Source organism: Tropicibacter naphthalenivorans, from assembly GCF_900176475.1.
GTDB lineage: Bacteria > Pseudomonadota > Alphaproteobacteria > Rhodobacterales > Rhodobacteraceae > Tropicibacter > Tropicibacter naphthalenivorans.
In genome coordinates this window covers 151,992-174,682 of record NZ_FWXX01000007.1, presented here as the reverse complement: position 1 = coordinate 174,682, position 22,691 = coordinate 151,992, and the positions used below count along the sequence as shown (strand labels likewise).

General features: G+C 60.5%; 23 protein-coding genes. 15 read left to right on the top strand and 8 right to left on the bottom strand.

Annotated elements, in window-relative coordinates:
* Position 1 precedes the first annotated feature (1 nt).
* From B9A11_RS15260 to B9A11_RS15250, 3 genes are read left to right on the top strand one after another with little or no spacing between them, the layout of a single operon-like run.
* Positions 2–1,090, top strand: coding sequence for a microcin C ABC transporter permease YejB (locus B9A11_RS15260; protein ID WP_058247201.1), 1,089 nt, complete (start codon positions 2–4; stop codon positions 1,088–1,090).
* The gene (locus B9A11_RS15255) at positions 1,091–2,227 is read left to right on the top strand and encodes an ABC transporter permease (RefSeq protein WP_058247202.1); all 1,137 of its coding nucleotides are present in this window, start codon (positions 1,091–1,093) and stop codon (positions 2,225–2,227) included. It abuts the gene before it with no gap.
* The gene (locus B9A11_RS15250) at positions 2,224–3,813 is read left to right on the top strand and encodes an ABC transporter ATP-binding protein (protein ID WP_058247203.1); all 1,590 of its coding nucleotides are present in this window, start codon (positions 2,224–2,226) and stop codon (positions 3,811–3,813) included. Before B9A11_RS15255 ends, B9A11_RS15250 begins: the two co-directional genes overlap by 4 nt.
* A 27-nt stretch (positions 3,814–3,840) precedes the next feature.
* Here the strand turns inward: B9A11_RS15250 and hemN are convergent, their stop codons facing one another.
* The gene (gene hemN / locus B9A11_RS15245; protein WP_058247204.1) at positions 3,841–5,196 is read right to left on the bottom strand and encodes an oxygen-independent coproporphyrinogen III oxidase; all 1,356 of its coding nucleotides are present in this window, start codon (positions 5,194–5,196) and stop codon (positions 3,841–3,843) included.
* 66 nt (positions 5,197–5,262) lie between these two features.
* Between hemN and fnrL the strand changes: the two genes are divergently transcribed.
* Positions 5,263–6,009, top strand: a complete 747-nt coding sequence (fnrL, locus tag B9A11_RS15240) for a transcriptional regulator FnrL (protein ID WP_058247205.1) — start codon at positions 5,263–5,265, stop codon at positions 6,007–6,009.
* Between the two features lie 87 nt (positions 6,010–6,096).
* Here fnrL and B9A11_RS15235 read toward each other — a convergent pair whose 3' ends face one another.
* Entirely contained in the window at positions 6,097–6,936 is an 840-nt protein-coding gene (locus tag B9A11_RS15235) for a universal stress protein (protein ID WP_058247206.1), read from the bottom strand.
* Between the two features lie 192 nt (positions 6,937–7,128).
* Here B9A11_RS15235 and ccoN point away from each other — a divergent pair, with 192 nt between their 5' ends.
* The 5 genes from ccoN to B9A11_RS15210 all read left to right on the top strand — a co-directional run bounded on the left by ccoN (position 7,129) and on the right by B9A11_RS15210 (position 11,130).
* Positions 7,129–8,739: a cytochrome-c oxidase, cbb3-type subunit I gene (gene ccoN / locus B9A11_RS15230; RefSeq protein WP_058247207.1), complete on the top strand. Its 1,611-nt coding sequence runs from the start codon at positions 7,129–7,131 to the stop codon at positions 8,737–8,739.
* A 12-nt stretch (positions 8,740–8,751) separates the two neighbouring features.
* On the top strand, positions 8,752–9,483 hold the full coding sequence (gene ccoO / locus B9A11_RS15225) for a cytochrome-c oxidase, cbb3-type subunit II (RefSeq protein ID WP_058247208.1): 732 nt from the start codon (positions 8,752–8,754) through the stop codon (positions 9,481–9,483).
* 12 nt (positions 9,484–9,495) lie between these two features.
* A complete protein-coding gene (locus tag B9A11_RS15220; RefSeq protein WP_083499820.1) occupies positions 9,496–9,663 on the top strand; it encodes a cbb3-type cytochrome c oxidase subunit 3 in 168 nt (55 codons plus the stop codon).
* Between the two features lie 12 nt (positions 9,664–9,675).
* A complete protein-coding gene (gene ccoP / locus B9A11_RS15215) occupies positions 9,676–10,563 on the top strand; it encodes a cytochrome-c oxidase, cbb3-type subunit III (RefSeq protein WP_058247209.1) in 888 nt (295 codons plus the stop codon).
* Positions 10,564–10,905: 342 nt separating this feature from the next.
* Entirely contained in the window at positions 10,906–11,130 is a 225-nt protein-coding gene (locus B9A11_RS15210) for a hypothetical protein (RefSeq protein WP_058247210.1), read from the top strand.
* A 45-nt stretch (positions 11,131–11,175) separates the two neighbouring features.
* On the opposite strand, the gene B9A11_RS21440 is transcribed toward B9A11_RS15210, so the two are convergent.
* Positions 11,176–11,322, bottom strand: a complete 147-nt coding sequence (locus tag B9A11_RS21440) for a hypothetical protein (RefSeq protein WP_159452507.1) — start codon at positions 11,320–11,322, stop codon at positions 11,176–11,178.
* A gap of 95 nt (positions 11,323–11,417) precedes the next feature.
* Here B9A11_RS21440 and B9A11_RS15205 point away from each other — a divergent pair, with 95 nt between their 5' ends.
* The 5 genes from B9A11_RS15205 to ccoS all read left to right on the top strand — a co-directional run bounded on the left by B9A11_RS15205 (position 11,418) and on the right by ccoS (position 16,619).
* The gene (locus B9A11_RS15205) at positions 11,418–12,293 is read left to right on the top strand and encodes a LysR family transcriptional regulator (RefSeq protein WP_058247211.1); all 876 of its coding nucleotides are present in this window, start codon (positions 11,418–11,420) and stop codon (positions 12,291–12,293) included.
* A 65-nt stretch (positions 12,294–12,358) separates the two neighbouring features.
* A complete protein-coding gene (gene ccoG / locus B9A11_RS15200; protein ID WP_370736530.1) occupies positions 12,359–13,804 on the top strand; it encodes a cytochrome c oxidase accessory protein CcoG in 1,446 nt (481 codons plus the stop codon).
* A complete protein-coding gene (locus B9A11_RS15195) occupies positions 13,804–14,268 on the top strand; it encodes a FixH family protein (protein ID WP_058247213.1) in 465 nt (154 codons plus the stop codon). The genes ccoG and B9A11_RS15195 overlap by 1 nt, the downstream gene beginning before the upstream one ends.
* 1 nt (position 14,269) lies before the next feature.
* The gene (locus B9A11_RS15190; RefSeq protein WP_058247214.1) at positions 14,270–16,456 is read left to right on the top strand and encodes a heavy metal translocating P-type ATPase; all 2,187 of its coding nucleotides are present in this window, start codon (positions 14,270–14,272) and stop codon (positions 16,454–16,456) included.
* A 4-nt stretch (positions 16,457–16,460) separates the two neighbouring features.
* Positions 16,461–16,619 (top strand): cbb3-type cytochrome oxidase assembly protein CcoS, encoded by a 159-nt coding sequence (gene ccoS, locus B9A11_RS15185; RefSeq protein ID WP_058247215.1) that lies wholly within the window; start codon positions 16,461–16,463, stop codon positions 16,617–16,619.
* 31 nt (positions 16,620–16,650) lie between these two features.
* Here the strand turns inward: ccoS and B9A11_RS15180 are convergent, their stop codons facing one another.
* From B9A11_RS15180 to B9A11_RS15170, 3 genes are all read right to left on the bottom strand, one after another.
* Positions 16,651–18,234, bottom strand: a complete 1,584-nt coding sequence (locus B9A11_RS15180) for a GMC family oxidoreductase (RefSeq protein WP_058247216.1) — start codon at positions 18,232–18,234, stop codon at positions 16,651–16,653.
* 45 nt (positions 18,235–18,279) lie between these two features.
* Positions 18,280–19,263 (bottom strand): Hint domain-containing protein, encoded by a 984-nt coding sequence (locus tag B9A11_RS15175; RefSeq protein ID WP_058247217.1) that lies wholly within the window; start codon positions 19,261–19,263, stop codon positions 18,280–18,282.
* A 95-nt stretch (positions 19,264–19,358) separates the two neighbouring features.
* Positions 19,359–19,817 carry an Lrp/AsnC family transcriptional regulator gene (locus tag B9A11_RS15170; RefSeq protein WP_058247218.1) on the bottom strand — a complete coding sequence of 153 codons (459 nt, stop codon included), beginning with the start codon at positions 19,815–19,817 and terminating at the stop codon, positions 19,359–19,361.
* A 140-nt stretch (positions 19,818–19,957) separates the two neighbouring features.
* Here B9A11_RS15170 and ald point away from each other — a divergent pair, with 140 nt between their 5' ends.
* Positions 19,958–21,070 (top strand): alanine dehydrogenase, encoded by a 1,113-nt coding sequence (gene ald, locus B9A11_RS15165; protein ID WP_058247219.1) that lies wholly within the window; start codon positions 19,958–19,960, stop codon positions 21,068–21,070.
* 104 nt (positions 21,071–21,174) lie between these two features.
* Here the strand turns inward: ald and B9A11_RS15160 are convergent, their stop codons facing one another.
* Together B9A11_RS15160 and mscL are read right to left on the bottom strand one after the other, a co-directional pair.
* Positions 21,175–22,062, bottom strand: coding sequence for a cation diffusion facilitator family transporter (locus tag B9A11_RS15160; RefSeq protein WP_058247833.1), 888 nt, complete (start codon positions 22,060–22,062; stop codon positions 21,175–21,177).
* Between the two features lie 119 nt (positions 22,063–22,181).
* Positions 22,182–22,604 (bottom strand): large conductance mechanosensitive channel protein MscL, encoded by a 423-nt coding sequence (mscL, locus tag B9A11_RS15155; RefSeq protein WP_058247220.1) that lies wholly within the window; start codon positions 22,602–22,604, stop codon positions 22,182–22,184.
* Positions 22,605–22,691: the final 87 nt, after the last annotated feature.

Below are 22,691 nucleotides of genomic sequence, written 5' to 3'. Positions count from 1 at the left end.
CATGGGCGCTTATATCCTAAGACGTCTGCTCCTCATAATCCCCACCCTTTTGGGGATTATGATTGTGAACTTTGCGTTGGTGCAATTTGTTCCCGGCGGACCGATTGAACAGATCATCGCAAATATGGAAGGCGAAGGTGACGTTACCGGCGGCTTCACTGGCGGAAATTCCGGCCCCGACATGGATACGGCTTCGGCTGGCGATACCGAATACGCGGGTGCCCGAGGTCTTCCACCGGAATTTATTGAGCAGCTCGAAAAGGAATTCGGGTTTGACAAACCGCCTTTGGAGCGGTTCCTGAATATGATGTGGAAATACATGCAGTTCGACTTTGGAACGAGTTATTTTCGATCAATTACAGTCGTCGATTTGGTAATGGAAAAGATGCCCGTTTCAATCACTTTGGGGCTCTGGTCTACACTGATCGCTTATCTCGTTTCCATTCCTCTTGGCATCAAAAAAGCCGTACGTGATGGAAGCTCTTTTGATACTTGGACATCTGGTGTCATCATTGCGGCATACTCGATCCCAGGGTTTCTTTTCGCTATTTTGCTGCTTGTGCTTTTCGCCGGTGGCAGCTATTGGCAAATTTTCCCGCTACGAGGCTTAACCTCAGACAACTGGGAAAACTTTTCTTTATTCGGAAAGATCACGGACTATTTCTGGCACATCACTCTGCCTGTTCTTGCTTCGACGATCGCAGCCTTTGCGACACTTACACTACTGACAAAAAACAGCTTTTTAGACGAGATCAAAAAGCAGTACGTTATGACAGCGCGGGCGAAAGGCCTGTCGGAAAGGCGTGTCCTTTACGGGCACATCTTCCGCAACGCGATGCTGATTGTTATCGCAGGTCTGCCCGGTGTTTTCATCGGTGTATTCTTTGGCGGATCAATTATTATCGAGACGATTTTCTCGCTCGATGGTTTGGGGCGCTTGGGATTCGAAGCGGCGGTCCAGCGTGACTACCCAGTTATTTTTGGCACCCTCTTTGCGTTCGGGCTGATTGGCCTTGTGATGGGAATTATATCCGACCTGATGTATGTTCTTGTCGATCCACGTATCGACTTTGAAAAACGGGAGGGGTGAATGACCGACACCACAACTCCAAACCGTCGTTTAGGCCTTTCTCCGCTCAACCAAAGACGCTGGAATAACTTTAAGAAAAATCGGCGCGCCTTTTGGTCGCTATGGATTTTCCTGGTTCTCTTTGGTCTATCGCTGTTTGCAGAGTTTTTGGCCAACGAGAAACCGATCGTCGTGAGCTATCGCGGCGAGCTTTACATGCCCATCTTCAAGTTCTATCCGGAAACCGAATTCGGCGGCGACTTTCGAACCGAAGCGCCGTATCGCGATGTCGAGGTGAAATGCCTGATCACGACCGGAGGATTGGAAGAATGCTTTGACGACCCCGAGGGCTTGATCGAGCGGGCGGAAGCCGGAGAACAACTGGAAGGTGATTTCCGAAAAGGTTGGATGATTTGGCCCGCTATTCCCTACAGCTATAGCACGCCGGTGGATCGCCCCGGCGCTGCGCCGCTTCCGCCGAATGAACAGAATTGGCTGGGCACCGACGATACCAAACGCGACGTGCTTGCGCGCATTATTTATGGCTTCCGCCTGTCGATCTTTTATACTCTTATTGTCACGACACTCAGTTCTATTATCGGGATCATTGCAGGCGCGATCCAAGGCTTTTTCGGCGGCTGGGTTGACCTTGTATTCCAGCGCATCATCGAGATTTGGAGCGCGACGCCGGGACTTTATATCATCATCATCATGTTCGCCATTTTTGGGCGAAGCTTTTGGCTGTTGGTGATATTCTCAGTCCTCTTCGGCTGGATGGGTTTGGTCGGTGTGGTGCGCGCCGAATTCCTAAGAGCCCGAAATCTGGAATACGTACGTGCTGCAAAAGCGCTAGGTGTCTCCAACTGGAAAATCATGTTTCGCCATATGTTGCCCAACGCAATGGTTGCCACTTTGACGTTCCTGCCGTTTATCATCACAGGCGCAATTGGCGGGTTGGCGACGCTTGATTACCTCGGCTACGGCCTGCCTTCTTCGGCACCGTCATTGGGTGAACTCACCTTGCAGGCCAAACAAAACCTGCAAGCGCCGTGGCTCGCATTTACGTCGTTTACCGTGTTCGCCATCATGCTTTCGCTGCTCGTTTTCATTTTCGAAGGCGTGCGGGATGCCTTTGACCCCAGAAAGACTTTCTCATGACCGCTTTGCTTCAGGTCGAAAATCTGACTGTCAGCTTTCGCCAAGACGGGCAAACTGTACCTGCTGTAAAAGGCGTGTCTTTCGAGGTGAACAAGGGCGAAACAGTGGCCTTGGTCGGCGAGTCTGGCTCGGGAAAGTCCGTCTCGGCCTTGTCCACTGTGTCCCTGCTGGGCGAGACGGCGACCGTGGGCGGATCGGTCAAGTATGAAGGCCAAGAGATGATCGGTGCCTCGGACAGGCACCTGCGGCAAGTGCGCGGAAACGACATCAGCTTTATCTTTCAAGAGCCGATGACCTCGCTTAACCCGTTGCATACGCTGGAAAAACAGCTGGCAGAGTCGATTGAACTGCACCAAGGGTTGACCGGCCCCGCCGTGCGTGCGCGGATCATTGAGCTGTTGACCAAAGTCGGGATCAGAGACCCGGAGTCCCGGCTGGGCGCCTATCCGCACCAGCTTTCAGGCGGGCAGCGGCAGCGCGTCATGATCGCCATGGCGCTGGCAAACGGGCCGGAATTGCTGATCGCGGATGAACCGACCACCGCTTTGGACGTGACCATTCAGGCGCAAATCCTCGACTTGCTTGCTGATCTCAAGGAAGCTGAGGGGATGAGCCTGTTGTTCATCACCCATGATCTTGGAATCGTGCGGAAAATCGCGGACCGGGTCTGCGTGATGAAGAACGGCGAGATTGTCGAGCAGGGGCCAACTTCTGAGATTTTCGACAATCCTCAACACCCTTACACGCAGATGCTGCTGTCCGCTGAAAGCACCGGCACGCCGGATCCCGTGCCCGACAGCGCCCCCGAGATTGCCAGCACCGACGCCCTGCGCATCTGGTTCCCGATCCAACGCGGGTTTCTCAAGCGCACGGTGGGCTATGTGAAGGCCGTGAACGAGGCGACGATCTCTGTTCGTGCGGGGGAAACCATTGGGATTGTTGGGGAATCCGGCTCTGGCAAGACCACGCTTGCCCTTGCCATCATGCGCCTGATCCAGTCCACCGGCGGGATCAACTATCGCGGGCAGGACCTGCGGAAATGGTCGACCAAGGATTTGCGGCGGCTGCGATCCGAGATGCAGATCGTGTTTCAGGATCCCTTTGGAAGCCTGTCACCGCGCATGACGTGTGAACAAATCATTGCCGAAGGGCTGGAGGTGCACGGATCCCCCGACGGCCGGCCCAAGCGGGACGTGGTGACCGACGTGATGACCGAGGTCGGGCTCGACCCGGCGTCCATGCACCGCTACCCCCACGAATTTTCGGGCGGGCAACGCCAGCGGATCGCCATCGCGCGGGCCATGGTTCTGCGCCCGCGATTGGTCGTCTTGGACGAACCGACCTCTGCGTTGGATATGACGGTGCAGGTGCAAATCGTCGAACTTCTGCGCAATCTGCAAAAGAAATACGATCTGGCCTACCTGTTCATCAGCCACGATCTCAAGGTCGTGCGCGCCATGAGCCACAAAGTTATGGTTATGAAACAAGGGGATGTGGTCGAGACCGGGACGGCACAGGAAATCTTTGACGCGCCCAAGACCGAGTACACCAAAACCCTTTTGTCCGCCGCTTTCGATCTGACGTAGCCCCCCTGCCCGAGGGGGGGCCACCTTTTAGATGGCAGAGCTGTGCCCAGCCTTGGACAATTCGTAGCCGTCAAAGCTGCGCGCGATCAGCCGGGTCAGCGGGCGGACCGCTTCGGGAATGTACAGCCCATCGTCGGTGATCTGAAGCAAGCCTTCGAATTGGTCGTTCACCTGCCGGAACATGGTAAACAGCCCGTCCCGCGTGATGTCGTGATCGCGCGTGATCTCGGCGGCGCTGACGCGGAAATCGCACATCACGGCCTCGATCAGGCGACCGCGCAGCACGTCTTCGCCTTGGAACATATGCCCGCGCGCCGTGGAAAAGCGCCCCTCGCGGATCGCTTGGGTGTGCGCCGAGGTGCCCGGCGCGTTCTGCGCGTAGCCCTGCGGGAACTTGGAAATCGAAGAGGCACCCACGCCGATCAGCACCTCAGAGGTGTCATCGGTGTAGCCTTGGAAGTTGCGCCGCAGCCGCCCTGCCCGCGCCGCGACGGCGAGACCATCGGACTTGGTCGCAAAGTGGTCGATGCCGATTTCGTCGTAATTGTCCCACAGGAACAGCTTGCGCGCGGTTTCGAACAGGTCGAGCCGCTCTTCGGGCGTCGGCAGCGCGTCCGACGGGATCATCTGCTGGCGCTTGGCCATCCAGGGCACATGCGCATAGCCGTACAAGGCAACCCGATCCGGCCCAAAGCTGAGCAGCTTTTGCACCGTTTCAGTGATCCGTGCGTTGGTCTGATGCGGCAAACCATATAAAATATCGGCATTCAGCGAGGCGACGCCGCGCTCGCGAATCATATCAACTGCGCGGCGAGTGACCTCGAACCCTTGCTGGCGTCCGATGGTTTCCTGAATTTGCTCGTCAAAGTCCTGAACGCCGATCGAGGCCCGGTTCATCCCGCCCGCCGCCAGCGCATCCAGACGCGCCTCGTCGATCTCGTTGGGGTCAATCTCGACCGAGAATTCCGCCCCGTCCGCAAAGCCTGCCACATCATGAATCGCATCGGTCAGACGGGTCATCATGTCCGGCGACAACAGCGTCGGCGTCCCCCCGCCCCAATGCAGGCGAGAGAGCTTAACCCCCTGCGGCAAATGGCTTTTCAATATCGCCAACTCTGCAAGAAGCGTGTCCACATAGGCCTCGACCGGCGAGGCAGTCGCCGTGCCTTGGGTGCGGCACGCACAGAACCAGCACAGCCTGCGGCAAAATGGAACATGCAAATACAGCGATACGTTCCCATCTTGAGGAACGGCGCTGATCCACTCTGCAAAGCGGTCAGGACCGACGTTTCCGGCAAAATGCGGCGACGTCGGATAAGATGTGTAACGCGGCACTTTGGCGTCAAACAAGCCAAGCCGTGCGAGTTGTGTTCGATTTGTCATGGGTGTACCCTTAAAAAGGGTAGAACAGATGTACTTTGACCCAGATCAACACGGGACGGGAAACCGATGCTGAATGAAAGAAGCCTGGCGGTGCACAACGATTGCGAAGAGTGTCCCATTCGGCACCGTGCCGTCTGTGCGCGCTGTGAGACAGATGAGCTGGAGCGCCTCGAAGAGATCAAATACTACCGCAAGTTCGAAGCCGGTCAGACGGTGATCTGGTCCGGCGATCGCATGGATTTTGTCGGCTCTGTGGTTTCGGGCATCGCGACGCTGACACAGACCATGGAAGACGGGCGCACGCAGATGGTGGGCCTGCTTTTGCCGTCCGATTTCGTGGGCCGTCCGGGGCGCGCCACCGCCGCCTATGACGTGGTGGCCACGACCGATCTGGTGATGTGCTGTTTCCGCCGCAACCCCTTTGAAGAGATGATTGCGCACACGCCGCACATTGCCCAGCGGCTCTTGGAAATGACCTTGGATGAGCTGGACGCCGCGCGCGAGTGGATGCTGGTTCTGGGGCGCAAAACCGCGCGGGAAAAGATTGCCTCTCTGCTGTCGATCATCGCGCGCCGGGATGCGACGCTGAACATGCAAGGTGCTGATGGGCCTCGGACTTTTGACTTGCCGCTGACGCGCGAAGCGATGGCCGATTACCTTGGCCTGACGCTGGAAACCGTCAGCCGACAGATGTCGGCCCTGAAGAAAGACGGGGTGATTCACCTCGAAGGTAAGCGCCACGTGACGGTCCCTGACATGGACCGCCTGATGGAAGAGGCCGGGGACGATTCCGACGGCGGGATGCTGGTTTGATCCACGCGCAGAACGCGTGAAAAAGGGCGGTCCAAACGGGCCGCCCTCTTCGTTTTCGCCACCTTTCACCACTCGGCGCAGCAGGCTTCAGTGCGCCATAAACACAGCGACCTTGGCGTGCTCCAGCATGTTGCGGGTGGCCCCGCCAAGGATCGCTTCGCGGAAGCGCGAGTGCCCATAAGCGCCCATCACGATCATGTCGGCGTCCACATCCGCCACATGGCGCTGCATCACGTCGGACACGCGCGGCATGGTTTTCGACAGCACGTCGATCTCGGCTTTGACACCATGACGGGCGAGGAACTGCGACAGCGCGCCGCCCGGATCCGAGCGGTTCGGGCCATGTTTCGGCGGGTCGATCACCACCACATGCACCGCGTCCGCCTGCTGCAACGCCGGCAGGGCCGCACGCACAGCGCGCAGCGCCTCGGAGCTTTCATTCCAGCCAATCACGATCCGCTTGGGGTTGGCCGGGGGCGTCACATCATCTGGCACCACCAGAACGGGCACTTGGCCTTGGAACAGCGCCCCTTCGAGCACCGGTTCCAGCTCGATCCCGTGGTCATCGCCATAAGGTTTGGGCAAGACCACCAGATCGGTGAACCGCGCCCGCGCCGCAACGTGGCGGCCAATGTCGGCCAGTTGCGCCACACCGCTTTCCAAGCCCCAGCGGCATTCGACATTGTTCAAACGCGCGCGCGCCAGCTTTTCCAGCTCTTCGGCTTCGGCCTGCGCGCGGGTCAAGGCCTCTTGCAGGACCATCGCATTGGCCCCGGCGTAATAGTACCCGGTCTGCGTGCGATCCACGCCAAGGCACATCACGTCCAAATGCGCATCCTGGGCCGTCGCCAGCTCGGCTGCGTGATCCAGCGTGACGTTCAGCAAATCCGCATCCGTGCACACCGTAAGTATTGTATTGAAGGCCATCCTATCCTCCTGAACCGCTATCCCCCTCACGCTAGCGGATGAAAAAGCGGCGCACTTTGACGCGGGTCAATAACGAGAGCCGCATCCATTGATGCAGATCAATGTCGCCTTAAGCTTGAACGCGCAAATACGTCCTAGTCAAACCGCGCGCACGGCGGGACGAATCGTGCGCGTCAGACGAAGGGACGAAACATGTTGAACTATCTCAAGCTCATCGTGCTTGGCGTGATCGCGATTTTCGCAATGATCGCAGCCAATTACGCACGTGATGTGGCTTACATGGTCCATATGATCATCATCCTGCTGGTATCGGCGGGGATGTTCTTGTGGGTCTTGCGCCGCACCGATGAGCCGGTCACGCCGGCTCCGCAAAACGAATATATGGATGGCGTGGTACGCGCCGGCGTGATTGCCACCGCCTTTTGGGGCGTGATCGGTTTTATCGCCGGGACGTTCATCGCCACCCAGCTGGCCTTTCCGGTGCTCAACTTTGAGTGGGCCGAAGGTTACGCGAACTTTGGCCGCCTGCGCCCGCTGCACACCAGTGCGGTGATTTTTGCATTTGGTGGTAACGCGCTGATCGCAACGTCTTTTTACGTTGTACAGCGGACCTCTGCTGCGCGCCTTTGGGGCGGCAACATGGCGTGGTTCGTGTTCTGGGGCTACAACCTGTTCATCGTGCTGGCCGCGACGGGCTACCTGTTGGGCGGCACCCAGTCCAAGGAATACGCAGAGCCCGAGTGGTACGTTGACCTGTGGCTGACCATCGTTTGGCTGGTCTATCTGGCGGTCTTCGTCGGCACGCTGGTCAAGCGCAAAGAGCCGCACATCTACGTGGCGAACTGGTTCTACCTGTCGTTCATCATCACCGTGGCCATGCTGCACGTGTTCAACAACCTGTCCATCCCGGTGTCGATCTTTGGCTCCAAGTCGGTGCAGGTGTTCAGCGGCGTGCAAGACGCAATGACCCAGTGGTGGTACGGCCACAATGCTGTGGGCTTCTTCCTGACCGCGGGCTTCCTCGGGATGATGTACTACTTCATCCCCAAGCAGGCCGAACGTCCGGTGTTCTCGTACAAGCTGTCGATCATCCACTTCTGGGCGCTGATCTTCATCTATATCTGGGCGGGCCCCCACCACCTGCACTACACCGCGCTGCCTGACTGGGCCTCGACCCTTGGCATGGTGTTCTCGATCGTGCTGTGGATGCCGTCCTGGGGTGGCATGATCAACGGCCTGATGACCCTGTCCGGCGCATGGGACAAGCTGCGCACCGACCCCGTCATCCGTATGATGGTGATCTCGGTTGGCTTCTACGGCATGTCGACCTTCGAAGGCCCGATGATGTCCATCCGCGCTGTGAACTCGCTGAGCCACTACACCGACTGGACCATTGGTCACGTGCACTCTGGTGCGCTGGGTTGGAACGGCATGATCACCTTTGGTGCGTTGTACTACCTGGTGCCGAAACTGTGGAACCGCGAGCGTCTGTATAGCCTGTCCATGGTGTCCTGGCACTTCTGGCTGGCGACCATCGGCATCGTCTTCTACGCCGCCTCCATGTGGGTGACCGGCATCATGGAAGGCCTGATGTGGCGCGAAGTGGATGCCAACGGCTTCCTCGTGAACACCTTTGCCGACACCGTGGCCGCCAAATTCCCGATGTACGTTGTGCGTGCTCTGGGCGGTGTGCTGTACGTCGCAGGTGGCGTGATCATGTGCTACAACCTGTGGATGACCGTTAAGCGCGCTCCGGCTGTCGAAGCCTCCGCCGCTGCGGCCCATGCCACGCCGGCAGAATAAGGAGCTGGTATAATGGGTATTCTCAACAAACACGCGATCCTCGAACGGAACGTCTCGCTGCTGGCAATCTTTGCCTTCCTGGTGGTGACGATCGGGGGTCTGGTGCAGATCGTGCCGCTCTTTTACCTCGAAAACACCATCGAGGACGTGGAAGGTATGCGCCCCTACACCCCGCTGGAACTGGCGGGCCGGGACGTCTACATCCGCGAGGGCTGCTATGTCTGCCACTCGCAGATGATCCGCCCGATGCGTGACGAAGTCGAACGCTACGGCCACTACAGCCTTGCAGCGGAATCGCAGTACGACCACCCGTTCCAGTGGGGCTCCAAGCGCACTGGCCCGGATCTCGCCCGTGTGGGCGGCCGCTACTCGGACGAATGGCACATCGATCACCTGCGCGACCCGCAGTCGGTTGTGCCGGAATCGGTCATGCCCAAGTACGGCTTTCTCGAAGCCAAGCTGATCGAAGGCGAGTACATCTCTGACCTGATGAAGACGCACCGCCTGGTCGGCGTGCCTTACACCGACGAGATGATCGAGAACGGTCAGGCCGACTTCCTCGCGCAGGGTGACCCGGATGCCGACTATGACGGTCTGCTGGAACGCTACGGCGAAGAAAGCGTGAACGTGCGTAACTTTGACGGCCAGCCGGGGATCTCCGAGGCTGACGCGCTGATCGCTTACCTGCAAATGCTGGGCACGCTGGTCGATTTCTCGACCTTCACGCCTGACGCAAGCCGCTAAAGGAGAGGACGCATGGAAACCTATTCGTTCCTTCGGCAACTTGCAGACAGCTGGGCGCTTCTGGCGATGTTCGCCTTCTTCATGGGGATCGTGTTCTGGGCCTTTCGGCCCGGATCGCGCAGCCTCCACGAAGATGTGGCCAACATCCCGTTCCGTCACGATGACAAACCCGCCGAATAAGGAGGTCGGGATATGAGCGACAACAAAAAGCACGACGAGCACGACTACCCGACGACCGGCCACGAGTGGGACGGTATTCGCGAGTATGACAAGCCGATGCCGCGTTGGTGGTTGTACACCTTCTATGCCTGCATCATCTGGGGAATTGGCTACACCATCGCCTACCCCGCATGGCCGGGCATCAAGGCCGCAACGCCGGGGCTGCTGGGCTTTTCGACCCGCGGTGAGGTGGCCGAGGATATCGCCCGCGTCACCGAAGCCAACGCCGGGATCAACCAGGAACTGGTTGACGCCGACATGGTGCAGCTGGCGTCCGCGACGGGCACCGACCTGAACCGCTACGCGCAGAACGCCGGTAAGGCCGTGTTCAACACGTGGTGTATTCAGTGTCACCAGACCAACGGCGCCGGTGCCAAGGGCTACCCTGCCCTGCTCGACGACGACTGGCTCTGGGGCGGTACGATCGAGGACATTCAGTACACGATCGCCCACGGCATCCGGAACGAAACCGACGACGAAGCCCGCTACTCTGAGATGCCTGCATTCGGGCGCGACGAGCTGCTGGCCTCTGAAGAGGTGGATCAGGTCGTGAATTACGTGATGACCCTCTCGGGCGCCGCGCCGCAGGATGCCTCTCTGGTCGAGGCCGGTCAGGTTGTCTTTGAAGACAACTGCGCCGCCTGCCACGCCGAAGACGGCACCGGCGACCGCTTTCAGGGTGCGCCAAACCTGGCGGACCAGATCTGGCTGTACGGCGGGTCCTACGAGGACATCCACGAGACAGTCTGGAATGCACGCTACGGCGTGATGCCCAACTGGAACGAGCGCCTCTCCGAGGCCGAGATTCGCGCCGTGGCAACCTATGTCCACGGTCTGGGCGGCGGCGAAGCCACCGAGTAACCCTTTGCGGGACTGACGAAAAACGACGGGCCGAGGCATTGCTTCGGCCCGTTTTTCTATGCGCAGACGGGGTCTACGCCCGAAAAGATGCACGGAAAATAATCTTTGCAAACAATGAATTACGCCAAAAAACTTGACCCATGTCAAAGCAGCATCACCAAGGTGCAGGCATAGTCAGGGACATAAGCCGGGGCCCTCCCCCCGGTCCACATACCCCTCGCCTTCGGGCCGGGGCGTATTGCGTCGGTGCCCTGTCCTGTTCGCGCGTTTCCTAGGGCACCGACGCATTTTCTTTTCCGCCGATTTATGTTTCAAAGACGTGTCGCAGCACGGAAGAGGATCATGTCCTCGCTCACTTGGCTTGTTCTCAGCGGTCTTGTTCTTTTCGGCGCTTTGGCGGTGCATCTGTACTGTCGCCGCCGACTGGCCGCGCGCGGGATCAGCCTGGACGACATCGGGCGCCGCACACTCGCGACGCCCTTGGGTTTGGTCTCTTTCTGGGTCGCCGTTGTGATGACGGCCGTTCATCTGACGTCTTGGGCGGCCTTCACGCTGCGCTTGATCTGAGGCAGCCCGGCGGGCGGCAGCGCGTGACGGCACAGCACAATCGGATCAATCATCGCGTACCTCGGTCTTGGCCTCGATCCGGCGCAAAGCCGCGTCTGTGCCGGGGCACGGTCCGGGCCGCATCTCGCGGGGATCACGCACGGCATCGCTGCGCGTGGCGGTCAAAAAGCTATGGGCGTAAATGCCGAACATGGTCGTCTCCTTTCGTGGTCCATGCCTGATCCTTGACGGATTGGCGCGGCCCATGCCACTCAGGAAGAAATGCGCCGTGTAAGCCTGGATTACATATGAACTGGTCCGCCCTTCCCCCGCTGTCTGCGCTGCGAGCCTTTGCGGCCTATGCGCAAACCCGGTCCGTCACACAGGCCGGGGATGCGCTGAATGTAAGCCATGCCGCGATCAGCCAGCAGATCCGCGCGCTCGAAAGCCACCTCGGCCACGCGCTCTTGGACCGCAGCAAACGGCAGGCCACTTTAACGCCCGAAGGCGAAACGTTGGCGCGCGCCCTGCTCGAGGGGTTCGGCACCATGATCCAAGTGGCCGAAGCGCTGACCGGCGCGGATGCCACACGGCCTTTGCAGGTTTCGACCACGCCGACCCTGGCCGCCGCTTGGCTGATGCCCCGCCTTGCCCGGTTCCGGGAAAAACATCCGGATATCAGTCTGATGATTGACCCAAGCGCCAAGGTTCAGCCGCTGGAACCCGGCGGCATCGACGTCTCGATTCGCTATGGCTCGGGCGATTGGCCGGGGCTCACTTCGGAGTTTTTCCTTGCCTCACCGGTGGCTGTGGTCGCTGCGCCGTCGCTGGTCGGAACTGCTGAAATCACCTCTCCCAGCCAGTTGCTCGACTATCATTGGATGCAGGAACTGGGCACCAACGAGGCCACCGAATGGTTCACTCTGCACGGCATTGAACGCGCCGCCACGCGCGGCACCTCGGCCATGCCGGGCAACCTGATGATCGAAGCGGCGCGCCAAGGTCAGGGCGTCGCGATTGTCGCCCGCCTCTTTGCCGAACCGGATATTCAGGCGGGCCGCTTGCGTGTTTTGTTCGAAGATGACCGTAAGAATGGCTATCATATCGTCACGCGCCCCGGCGTACCGCGCCCGCCGCTCAAGGCGTTTTTGGCCTGGCTCCGGCGAGAAGCTGCGAAAAGCTGAATCCCACATTCAGAAATTGATACAGGTCAAGGCTTCGCCCCCGCCGAATTGGGACAAGGGCGGCAATGAAGCCATTAACGGAGCGATTCCCCGTGTCCGACAATCCTGCCCCCAGTTTATACGCCGCCCGCGAGCCCATTTTCCCCCGGCGCGTGAGCGGTAAGTTCCGTAATCTCAAGTGGATCATCATGATCATCACGCTTGGGATTTACTATATAACCCCTTGGATTCGTTGGGACCGCGGCCCGCAACTGCCGGATCAGGCGGTGCTGATCGACCTGACCGGGCGTCGCTTCTTCTTTTTCTGGATCGAGATTTGGCCGCACGAATTCTACTTTGTCGCGGGCCTTTTGATCATGGCGGGCCTCGGCCTGTTCCTGTTCACCTCGGCGTTGGGCCGTGTGTGGTGCGGGTATGCCTGCCCGCAAACCGTCTGGACCGACCTGTTCATTCTGGTGGAACGCTGGATCGAAGGCGACCGCAACGCCCGTCTGCGCCTGCATCGCCAGAAAAAGATGGATTTTCGCAAGGCGCGCCTGCGTGCAACCAAGTGGGTGGCCTGGTTCCTGATCGGTCTGGCGACCGGCGGCGCTTGGGTGTTCTATTTCTCCGACGCACCAACGTTGTTGCGCGATCTGGTCACCCTGAACGCGCACCCGGTGGCCTATACGACGATGTTGATCCTGACGTTGACGACCTTCTTCTTTGGTGGGTTCGCGCGTGAACAGATCTGCATCTATGCCTGCCCGTGGCCGCGCATTCAGGCCGCCATGATGGACGAAGACACCTTAACAGTCGGTTACCGCGAGTGGCGGGGCGAGCCGCGCGGCAAAGGCAAATCGCGCGAAGGTCTGGGCGATTGTATCGACTGCAACGCGTGCGTTAACGTTTGCCCCGTGGGGATCGACATTCGCGACGGCCAGCAGCTGGAGTGCATCACCTGCGCGCTGTGCATTGATGCTTGCGACGATATGATGGAAAAGATCGGCAAGCCGCGCGGCCTGATCGACTACCTCGCCCTTTCGGACGAGCCGCGCGAACGCGAAGGCAACGCACCTCGCCCGGTCTGGCAGCATATTTTCCGCGTGCGAACAATGATGTACACGGCCCTGTGGTCCTTGGTCGGCATTGGTCTGGTGTTTGCGCTGTTCATCCGCCCCGACATTGAAATAACCGTGGCGCCGGTGCGCAATCCGACCTTTGTGACGCTGTCCGATGGCTCGATTCGCAACACTTATGACGTGCGCTTGCTGAACAAACATGGTGACGACCGCCCGTTCCGTGTAACCCTGAATGGCGACGAATTCCTGCGCGTGCAGCTGGAAGGTACGCCTTACGAGACGGTCACCGTGCCTGCTAATGAAACCTTGATTCAAAAGGTCTATGTCATTGCACCGCGCGGATCGGGCCCGGCCGAAGCGGAACGCACCGAGTTCCGTTTCTGGGTCGAAGACCTGACCAACGGCGAACGCGCGCACAAGGACACCATCTTTAACGGACGGGCAAACTGATGGCAAAGAAAGAGCGTAAACTCACCGGCTGGCATGTGCTGGCGATCTTTGGCGGGGCCTTCGGCGTGATCATCACGGTGAACATCGCCTTGGCGGTTAATGCAGTGGCAACCTTTCCGGGGCTGGAGGTCAAGAATTCCTACGTGGCGAGCCAGACCTTTGACCGACGCCGCGCCGAACAAGAAGCCCTTGGCTGGACCGTCGAGGCGCGGCTGGAAGCGGACAAGTTGATCTTGTCGATCACCGACAACGAGGGTCGCCCGGTGCAGGCCGGGACCCTCTCTGCCGTGGTTGGCCGCCCGACCAACGTCTCCGAGGACCGGACGCCCGAGTTCGCCTTTAACGGGCGTGAATACGTCGCCTATGAGACGCTGAATCCTGGCAATTGGGATGTCTGGCTGACGGCGACCGCGCTTGACGGCTCGTTGTTCGAGCAACGTCTGGAAATGACCATCGGAGGCTAAGATGACCGCCACCATGCGCCCGCAGGTTTCGGCCTGCCCCGCCTGTTCCGCGGCCCCTGCCGCCGAGCGTCTGGCCGAAATGCAAGAGCCGACAGAGGCGCATATCGTCTTGTCTTTGCCGACAATTCACTGCGCGGCCTGCATGGCGACGGTCGAGCGCGCCCTGGGCAAAATGCCGGGGGTGCGTTCTGCGCGGGTCAATCTGACGATGAAGCGCGTGAGCATCGAAGCCGACCCAGAATTGACCGCTCAGGACGTGATTCCAGTGGTCGTCGGCGCTGGCTACGAGGCGCACGAGCTGGACACCACCGCGATCTCTGCGACGCAGACTGATCGGGCGGGCCGCGACCTGTTGATGCGCCTTGCGGTTGCAGGTTTTGCCGCGATGAACGTCATGCTGCTGTCGATCGCGGTGTGGTCAGGGGCCGCTGGCGAGACGCGCGATTTGTTCCACTGGGTGTCCGCGATCATCGTGCTGCCCGCTGTCGCTTTTTCTGCGCAGCCGTTCTTTCGCAACGCGTGGATGGCGCTGAAAGCGGGCGCGCTTAACATGGATGTGCCGATTACGCTGGCGATCCTGCTGGCGCTCGTCACCTCCCTGTGGGAGACGTCATTGTCCGGCGAGCACGCCTATTTTGACGCTGCCATCGCGCTGACTTTCTTTTTGTTGACAGGGCGTTACCTTGATCACCGCACCCGCTCTGTGGCGCGGTCCGCGGCCGAGGAACTGGCCGCGCTAGAGGTCCCGCGCGCGTGGCGCCTGACAGCGGACGGCGAAGAGCAGGTATCCGTCGCGGATTTGTCCGTGGGGGACATGATCCGCGTGCGCCCCGGTGGCCGGATGCCGGTTGATGGCGTCATCGCCGAAGGCACGTCAGAGCTGGATCGGTCACTTTTGACCGGCGAGACCTTGCCGGTTTACGCCGAGCCGGGGCGTGATGTTAGTGCAGGTGAAGTAAACCTTACCGGGCCGCTGGTCATCCGTGCGACGGCTGTGGGACGGGACACGTCCTTGCACCGCATGGCCGACCTCGTGGCCATCGCGGAATCTGGTCGCTCGCGCTATACATCCATGGCCGATCGCGCCGCAAAACTCTATGCGCCGGGGGTTCACATCCTGTCGGCCTTGGCCTTCGTCGGATGGTACCTCTACTCGGGTGATCTGCGCGTGGCGTTGAATATCGCCGCTGCGGTCCTGATCATCACATGTCCCTGTGCGCTGGGGCTTGCGGTGCCTGCCGTGACGACGGCAGCCTCGGGGCGGCTGTTCAAGCGCGGGCTTTTGATCAAGGATTCCACAGCCTTGGAGCGGTTGTCGCAAATCGACACCGTGGTGTTCGACAAGACTGGCACGCTGACCGCAGGCACGCCAGAGCTGACCAACCTTGGCGATTTCACCCGCTGCGATCTGGAAATTGCACTGGCGCTGGCCATTGGTTCGGCCCATCCGCTTTCGCAATCCCTGACATCCGCAGCGCAAGAGGCCGGCCTTCAACCCGCCAAGGTGACCGACCTGCGCGAAGTCCCGGGTCACGGCACGCAAGGCGTCTGGCGCGGGCAAACCGTGCGTCTTGGACGCGCCTCTTGGGTTGGCGGCGGCCTGTCGGACATGACGTCAGCTTGGTTGCGTATTGGTGAAGGTCCGGCGCAAGCGTTTACCTTTACCGACCGGCTGCGCGACGGCGCTGAAGAGGCCGTTGCAGAGCTGCAGAGCAATGGTACCAAGGTGATCCTTTTGTCCGGGGACACGCCCGCCGCCGTCGAATCCTTGGCGCAGCGCCTGAACATCACCCAATGGATGGCCGAAGCCCTACCCCAAGACAAAGCAGCGCGGATTCAATCCCTTACCGACCAAGGGGCCAAGGTCTTGATGGTTGGGGATGGGCTTAATGATACGGCGGCTTTGACGGCGGCCCATGCCTCGATCTCGCCCGCCTCTGCCTTGGATGCGGCGCGGGTTGCCTCTGACATCGTGTTGTTGGGCAGCAGCCTTGCGCCGATCCCCGATGCCGTGCAGACCGCCCGAAAAGCCACCAAACGCATCAAGGAAAACTTTACCATCGCGACGTGGTACAACATCATCGCCGTGCCGCTGGCGGTGGCTGGTCTATGCTCGCCCCTGATTGCCGCATTGGCGATGTCGTCCAGTTCGATTACCGTGTCGCTCAACGCGCTACGCCTGAGGTAACCCTATGAATATCCTGACCTATCTGATCCCGATTTCGCTGGTTCTGGGCGGCGTGGGCCTGTTGTTCTTTATCTTTACGATCAAGACGAACCAATATGACGACCCCGAAGGCGATGCCCAGCGCATCCTTTCGGGCGAGTATGACGATCACCCCAAACCTTAACGCGTCTCAGGGGGATTAACCCCCTCACCGCTCAAGCGTTCAGAATCATATCCGCCGCCTTTTCAGCGATCATGATCGTGGGCGAATTGGTGTTCCCAGAGGTGATGCGTGGCATGACGCTCGCGTCTACAACGCGCAGCCCGCCCACCGTTTTGAACCGCAGGTGCGCGTCCAGAGGCGCGGCGTCGTCGGCCCCCATCCGCACCGTGGCAACCGGGTGAAAGATCGTCGTGCCGATATCGCCCGCCGCTTGCGCCAGCTCGGCGTCGCTTTCGAAACTCGGGCCGGGCTTGATTTCCTCGGGCGCATATTTCGCCATGGGCGCCTGCGCCATGATCCGCCGGGTCAGCTTGATCGCATCGGCAGCCACCTGGCGGTCGCCCTCGGTCGACAGATAGTTCGGCGCGATCTTGGGCGCATCGCGATAATCGCCCGAGCGCAACGTCACCGTCCCCCGGCTTTCGGGCCGCAGATTGCAAACCGAAGCGGTCATCGCCGGATAATTATGCAGCGGCTGACCGAAGGCCTCCAGCGACAGGGGCTGGACGTGGTATTCCAGATCCGCAGTCGCAACGCTGTCGCGCGACTTGGCAAACGCTCCCAGCTGCGAGGGGGCCATAGACATCGGCCCGCGCCGACGAAAGACGTAATCCGCGCCAATCATCGCTTTGCCAATCAAGGAATTTGCCATCGTATTCAGCGTCTTGGCCCCGGTCAGCCGCCACGAACAGCGCAGTTGAAGATGGTCTTGCAGGTTCGCGCCAACCTCAGGGACATCTTGCGCCACCTCGATCCCGTGTTCGGCCAGCTCGGCCCCCGGCCCGATCCCGGACAGCTTCAGAATCTGCGGTGAGCCGATCGCGCCTGCGGACAAGACCACGTCGCCCCCGCAGCGGGCCGTATGCTCGGTGCCGCCCTGGTCATAGACAACACCCACGCAGGTGCCGTTCTCGATCAGGAGGCGTTTGACATGGGCGTTCGTCTCCACCCGGATCTTGTCCGCAGGCGCGGTGCGCAGGAAGGCTTTGGCGGTGTTCATGCGCCAGCCCGCGCGCTGGTTCACTCGGAAATACCCCACGCCTTCGTTGTCGCCGGTGTTGAAATCCTCGGTCTTGGGCAAGCCAGCGGCCGCGGCGGCATCGCGCCAATCGTCCAGCACATCCCAGCGCAGGCGCTGTTGTTCCACCCGCCATTCGCCACCCGTGCCATGCAGGTCAGAGCCGCCTTCGGAGTAATCTTCGGACTTTTTGAAATAGGGCAGCACGTCGTCCCAGCCCCAGCCCGTCAGGCCCATCTGCCGCCAGCCGTCGTAATCCGCCGCCTGCCCGCGCAGGTAGAGCATCCCGTTGATCGACGAACAGCCGCCCAGCACCTTGCCGCGCGGATACAGCAGCGACCGCCCGTTCAGGCCCGGATCGGCCTCTGTCTTGAAACACCAATCGGTGCGCGGGTTGTTGATGCAGTACAGATACCCCATCGGGATATGCACCCAATGGTAATTGTCGCGCCCGCCTGCCTCGAGCAACAAGACCTTGCGCCCCCCTTCGGCCAGACGTTTGGCCATGACACAGCCGGCGCTGCCCGCACCGATAACGATATGATCCCACTCGGACATTTGCTTTCCCCTCAACTCCGGGGACACAGTGCCGCGCCCGCCCTGCTAGATCAAGGCAGCTTCCCGGTAGGGCGTAAAACGGCTGGCGGCGATCGCCACCGCCTCTTGGCGTTTGAGGATCAGGCGACAGGGCTCGCGGCTTTCGTCATTCAGCGCAACGCGGATTTCCTCGCGGTCCTGCGCGGTCAGGATATCGCGGGTGCGCCAACCGGGCAGAAGGCTCTCGCACGGCGCCCCTTCGGCGATCAGAATATCGTGCCGGTCCAACAGGATATGCACATAGCTTACCTGCCGTCGCGCCACTTGGCGAATGCGATTGCCATCCAGCAGCGCAATGGCGGGGACCAGCACATCCCGAGCCCCAAACATCAGTTCCGCCTGTGGGCTGGAGATCAGCACGCGGTGCTGGGGCGAGAGCTTCACCGGGCGAAAATTCCCAATGGTATCAACGTCAAAGCGGATGGGCGCGGCGGCCCCCGCCCCTTCGACGGTCTTGCTGCCGATCCACTTGATCTGCTGCTTGCGCCCGGACCACGTGCACACCCAATCGCCAGTTTGCAGCCGCCCCGCCGGGATCAACCCTTGCGGCGTATGAATGCGGGTGGACCGTTCAAAACAGATGTATTCATGGGTGTATGCCGGGTCTTGGTCGGTGTTGAAAAACTGCGGCGGCTGGCCGTCAACAAAGTTCGAAAAATACCAGTTGTCCAGATCGAACCCCGGCGTCCAGATCACCTCGGCGTTTTGGCCCAGCCCGTTGGTGCCGCGAAACACGATGATGCCGTCCGGCCCCGCCGCATCCGACCGGACCACGGCGGCGTTGGTGATCGAGCCTTGGTCCCAGACCAGATCATAGGTATCGCCGATCTCGAACAGGCGCGGGTCTGCGTCCCCGGCCTGCGTGGTGATCACAAGGCCGGTCACCGCGTTGGGCGGATCGTCGAACGCCGACTTGCCCGGCTCAACTTCAACGTTGGCGCCGGTCGATGTCGCGAATTCATTGTCTGCGGCATAGATCGAAAAAACCAAGACCGACCTCCTAGGTGGTTTGGTTGTCTCAGAAATCAGCGAAGCAGAGGTTAACCTTGCCCCCTCTTAACCACGCAAAATCAAAAAGGTTTTAGTCAAACCGGCAAGGCGGTGGTTTTAAACACTGTGCGGAGCGCAAAAGACGACTGCATCTGCGCAACTCCCGGCAGGCGAGTCAGATATTGGCGGTGAATGCGGGCGAAATCTTCGGTATCTTCGGCGATGACCTTAAGGATATAGTCCGCCGTTCCGGCCATCAGGTGGCATTCCAGCACGGCAGGCACACGGGCCACGGCGGTCTCGAAGGCTTCGAGCACCTCGTCGGCCTGCGCGTTCAGGGTGATTTCCACGAAAACCGTCGTCGGCAGCCCCAGCTTGCGCGCGTTCAGCAGCGCCACGTAATCGCGCACATAGCCGTCGGTTTCCAGCCGCTGCACCCGCCGGTGGCAGGCCGACGGCGACAGGTTCACCTCTTCGGACAGCTCGGCGTTGGAAATGCGGCCTCTGCGCTGAATCACCCGTAGGATACGTTTATCTGTCTCGTCCAAGGCCATATGCGAAGAATTCTCCGGTCAAAGCGCTTATCGGTCGAAGGATCTTGCGCAAGGTGGGGCGACAATGCCCCACTCTCGGAACCTTTTGCAAGCGCCCCATGCCAGAATGTCGCACATGAACGCCATGAGGAGGAAACGCCATGAAAATCGGGTGCCCCACCGAAATCAAACCGCAGGAATTCCGCGTCGGGATGACCCCGATTGCCGCCGCCGAGGCTGTCGCCCATGGGCATGAGGTCTTGATCCAGTCGGGCGCAGGGGTCGGCGCGGGCTTTGCCGACACCGATTACGCCGCCGCCGGTGCGCGTCTGGTGGACAGCGCCGAGCAGCTCTTTGCCGAAGCGGACATGGTGGTCAAGGTTAAGGAACCGCAGGCAATTGAACGCAAAATGCTGCGCGAAGATCAGCTGTTGTTCACCTATCTGCACCTCGCCCCTGACCCCGAGCAGACCCGCGATCTGATGGCCTCGGGCGCGACCTGCATCGCCTATGAGACCGTGACCGACGAGCGTGGCGGCCTGCCGTTGCTGGCACCCATGTCAGAGGTCGCGGGCCGTCTTGCGCCACAGATGGGCGCTTGGTCGCTGCAAAAGGCCAACGGCGGGCGCGGCGTACTACTGGGCGGTGTGCCGGGGGTTTCGCCCGCGAAAATCGCCGTGATCGGGGGCGGCGTGGTCGGCACCCATGCGGCGCGTGTGGCCGCCGGGATGGGCGCGGATGTGACCGTGCTCGACCGATCTTTGCCGCGGATGCGCTATCTCGACGACACCTTTGGCGGGCTGTTCAAGACACGCTACGCCAGTGGTGGCAACACCGCCGAAGCGGTCGCCGAGGCCGATATGGTGATCGGCGCGGTGCTGATCCCGGGCGCCGCCGCGCCCAAGCTGGTCAGCCGTGCGCAACTGTCCACCATGAAGCCCGGCGCGGTGATCGTCGACGTCGCCATCGACCAGGGCGGCTGTTTCGAGACGTCGCGCGCCACCACGCACCAAGACCCGATTTACGAGGTCGACGGCATCGTGCACTACTGCGTGGCGAACATGCCGGGGGCCGTGGCGCGCACCTCGACGCTGGCTTTGGGCAACGCGACGATGCCGTTTATGCTGGCGCTCGCAGACAAGGGTTGGAAGCAGGCCTGCGCCGACGATCCGCACCTGATGAACGGGCTGAACGTCCACGCCGGGCAGATCACCTACGAGGCTGTTTCCAAGGCTCTGAACCTCGAATTTACCCCGCCGCAGCTGGCGGCCTAAGGTCCAAGGCGGCCCTTTCGCGGGGCTGTCTTTCGCGCGGCGCATCCCTTTTGTGCAAACGGGCGCATCCCCCCGGTCTTGGCAATGCGCCGCGCGTTAAACCCTTACAAAACCACGATCCCCGTGTGCTTGGCCTTGTGATCCGGCTCCACGTGGATGGTCACGGTTGCGCCGTGGATTTCCTCTTGCAGCGCCAGTTCCAGCCGGTCGCAAATGCCGTGCGCTTCGTCCACGGTCATCTCACCGGGGACCACCAGATGGAACTCGACGAAAGTCGCGCTGCCCGCGTGCCGCGCCCGCAAGTCATGCGCTTCGACCGCGCCGTCGGCGTTGGCCGAGATCAGCTCGCGCATCACCGCAAGGTCACTTTCAGGCACGCTTTCGTCCATCAGCCCGCCGACCGAAGACCGGATGACCTTCCACCCGGACCACAGGATATTGACCGCGACAATCGCCGCCAGGGCCGGGTCCAGCCAGAACCAGCCTGTCAGGATCGCCGCGACCACGCCCAACGTCACCCCGACCGAAGAGATCACGTCAGACAGCAGGTGGTGCCCGTCGGCCACCAAAGCCGGAGAGCGCAGCGCCCGCCCCTGCCGCAGCAGCACCCAGCACCAGACGCCGTTCAGAACACTTGCGCTAAGGTTTACGCCAAGGCCTGACCAGACCTGCCCCAAGGGCTGCGGGTCCAAAAAGCCCGCGTATGCTTCGCGCAGGATCAAGATCGCGGCGATCACGATCAGCACGCCTTCGAGGACAGCGCTAAAATATTCCGCCTTATGGTGACCAAAGGGGTGATCGTCGTCCGCCGGCCGTGCCGCCCAGCGCACCGCCAGCAGCGCCGCCACCGCCGTCGCCACGTTCACGATGCTTTCCAACGCATCCGACAACAGCGCGACAGACCCGGTCATGGACCAGGCCAAGGTCTTGATGGCCAACACAATTAGCCCGACAGCCACGCTGCCCCATGCGAGTTTCACAGTCTTGGTCATCATGGTCCCCGAGTCAGAGCCCGCGTCTTTGCCAACCCCGGACATATAACGCAAGCCTGTGTCACAAATGCAAACGGCCCGCCGATCAGGCGAGCCGCGCGTTTTGGATTGTTCGGCTGTTACTTGCGCAGCGAGTCGCGGATTTCCAGCAAGACATCCAGCTCGGACGGCCCGGTCGGCACCTCTGGGGCGACCTCATCGGGCTTTTCGGCGGAGGCTTTGACCCGGTTAACGGTCTTGACCAGCATAAAGACGACGAAAGCAATAATGAAGAAGTTGATAACAGCCATCATGAAACTGCCCACGGCAAAGACCGACGCCCCTGCTTCGGTTGCCGCCGCCAGAGAGGCATATTCGCCGCCATCCAGCGCATAGAACCAGCCGCTAAAGTCGATCCCGCCGGTGATCAGACCGATAATCGGGTTGATGATGTCCTTGACCAGCGACTGTACAATCGCGGTAAATGCGGCACCGACGATGATACCCACCGCCATGTCCATCACATTGCCCTTGGCAATGAAGTCTTTGAATTCCTGAAGCATGTCCCACGCCCTTAAGTCTATCAGATCCCACCCGGATCCTGTTTTAGTTAACACAACACTTGCGTCATCGCACAACTTCTGGACTGT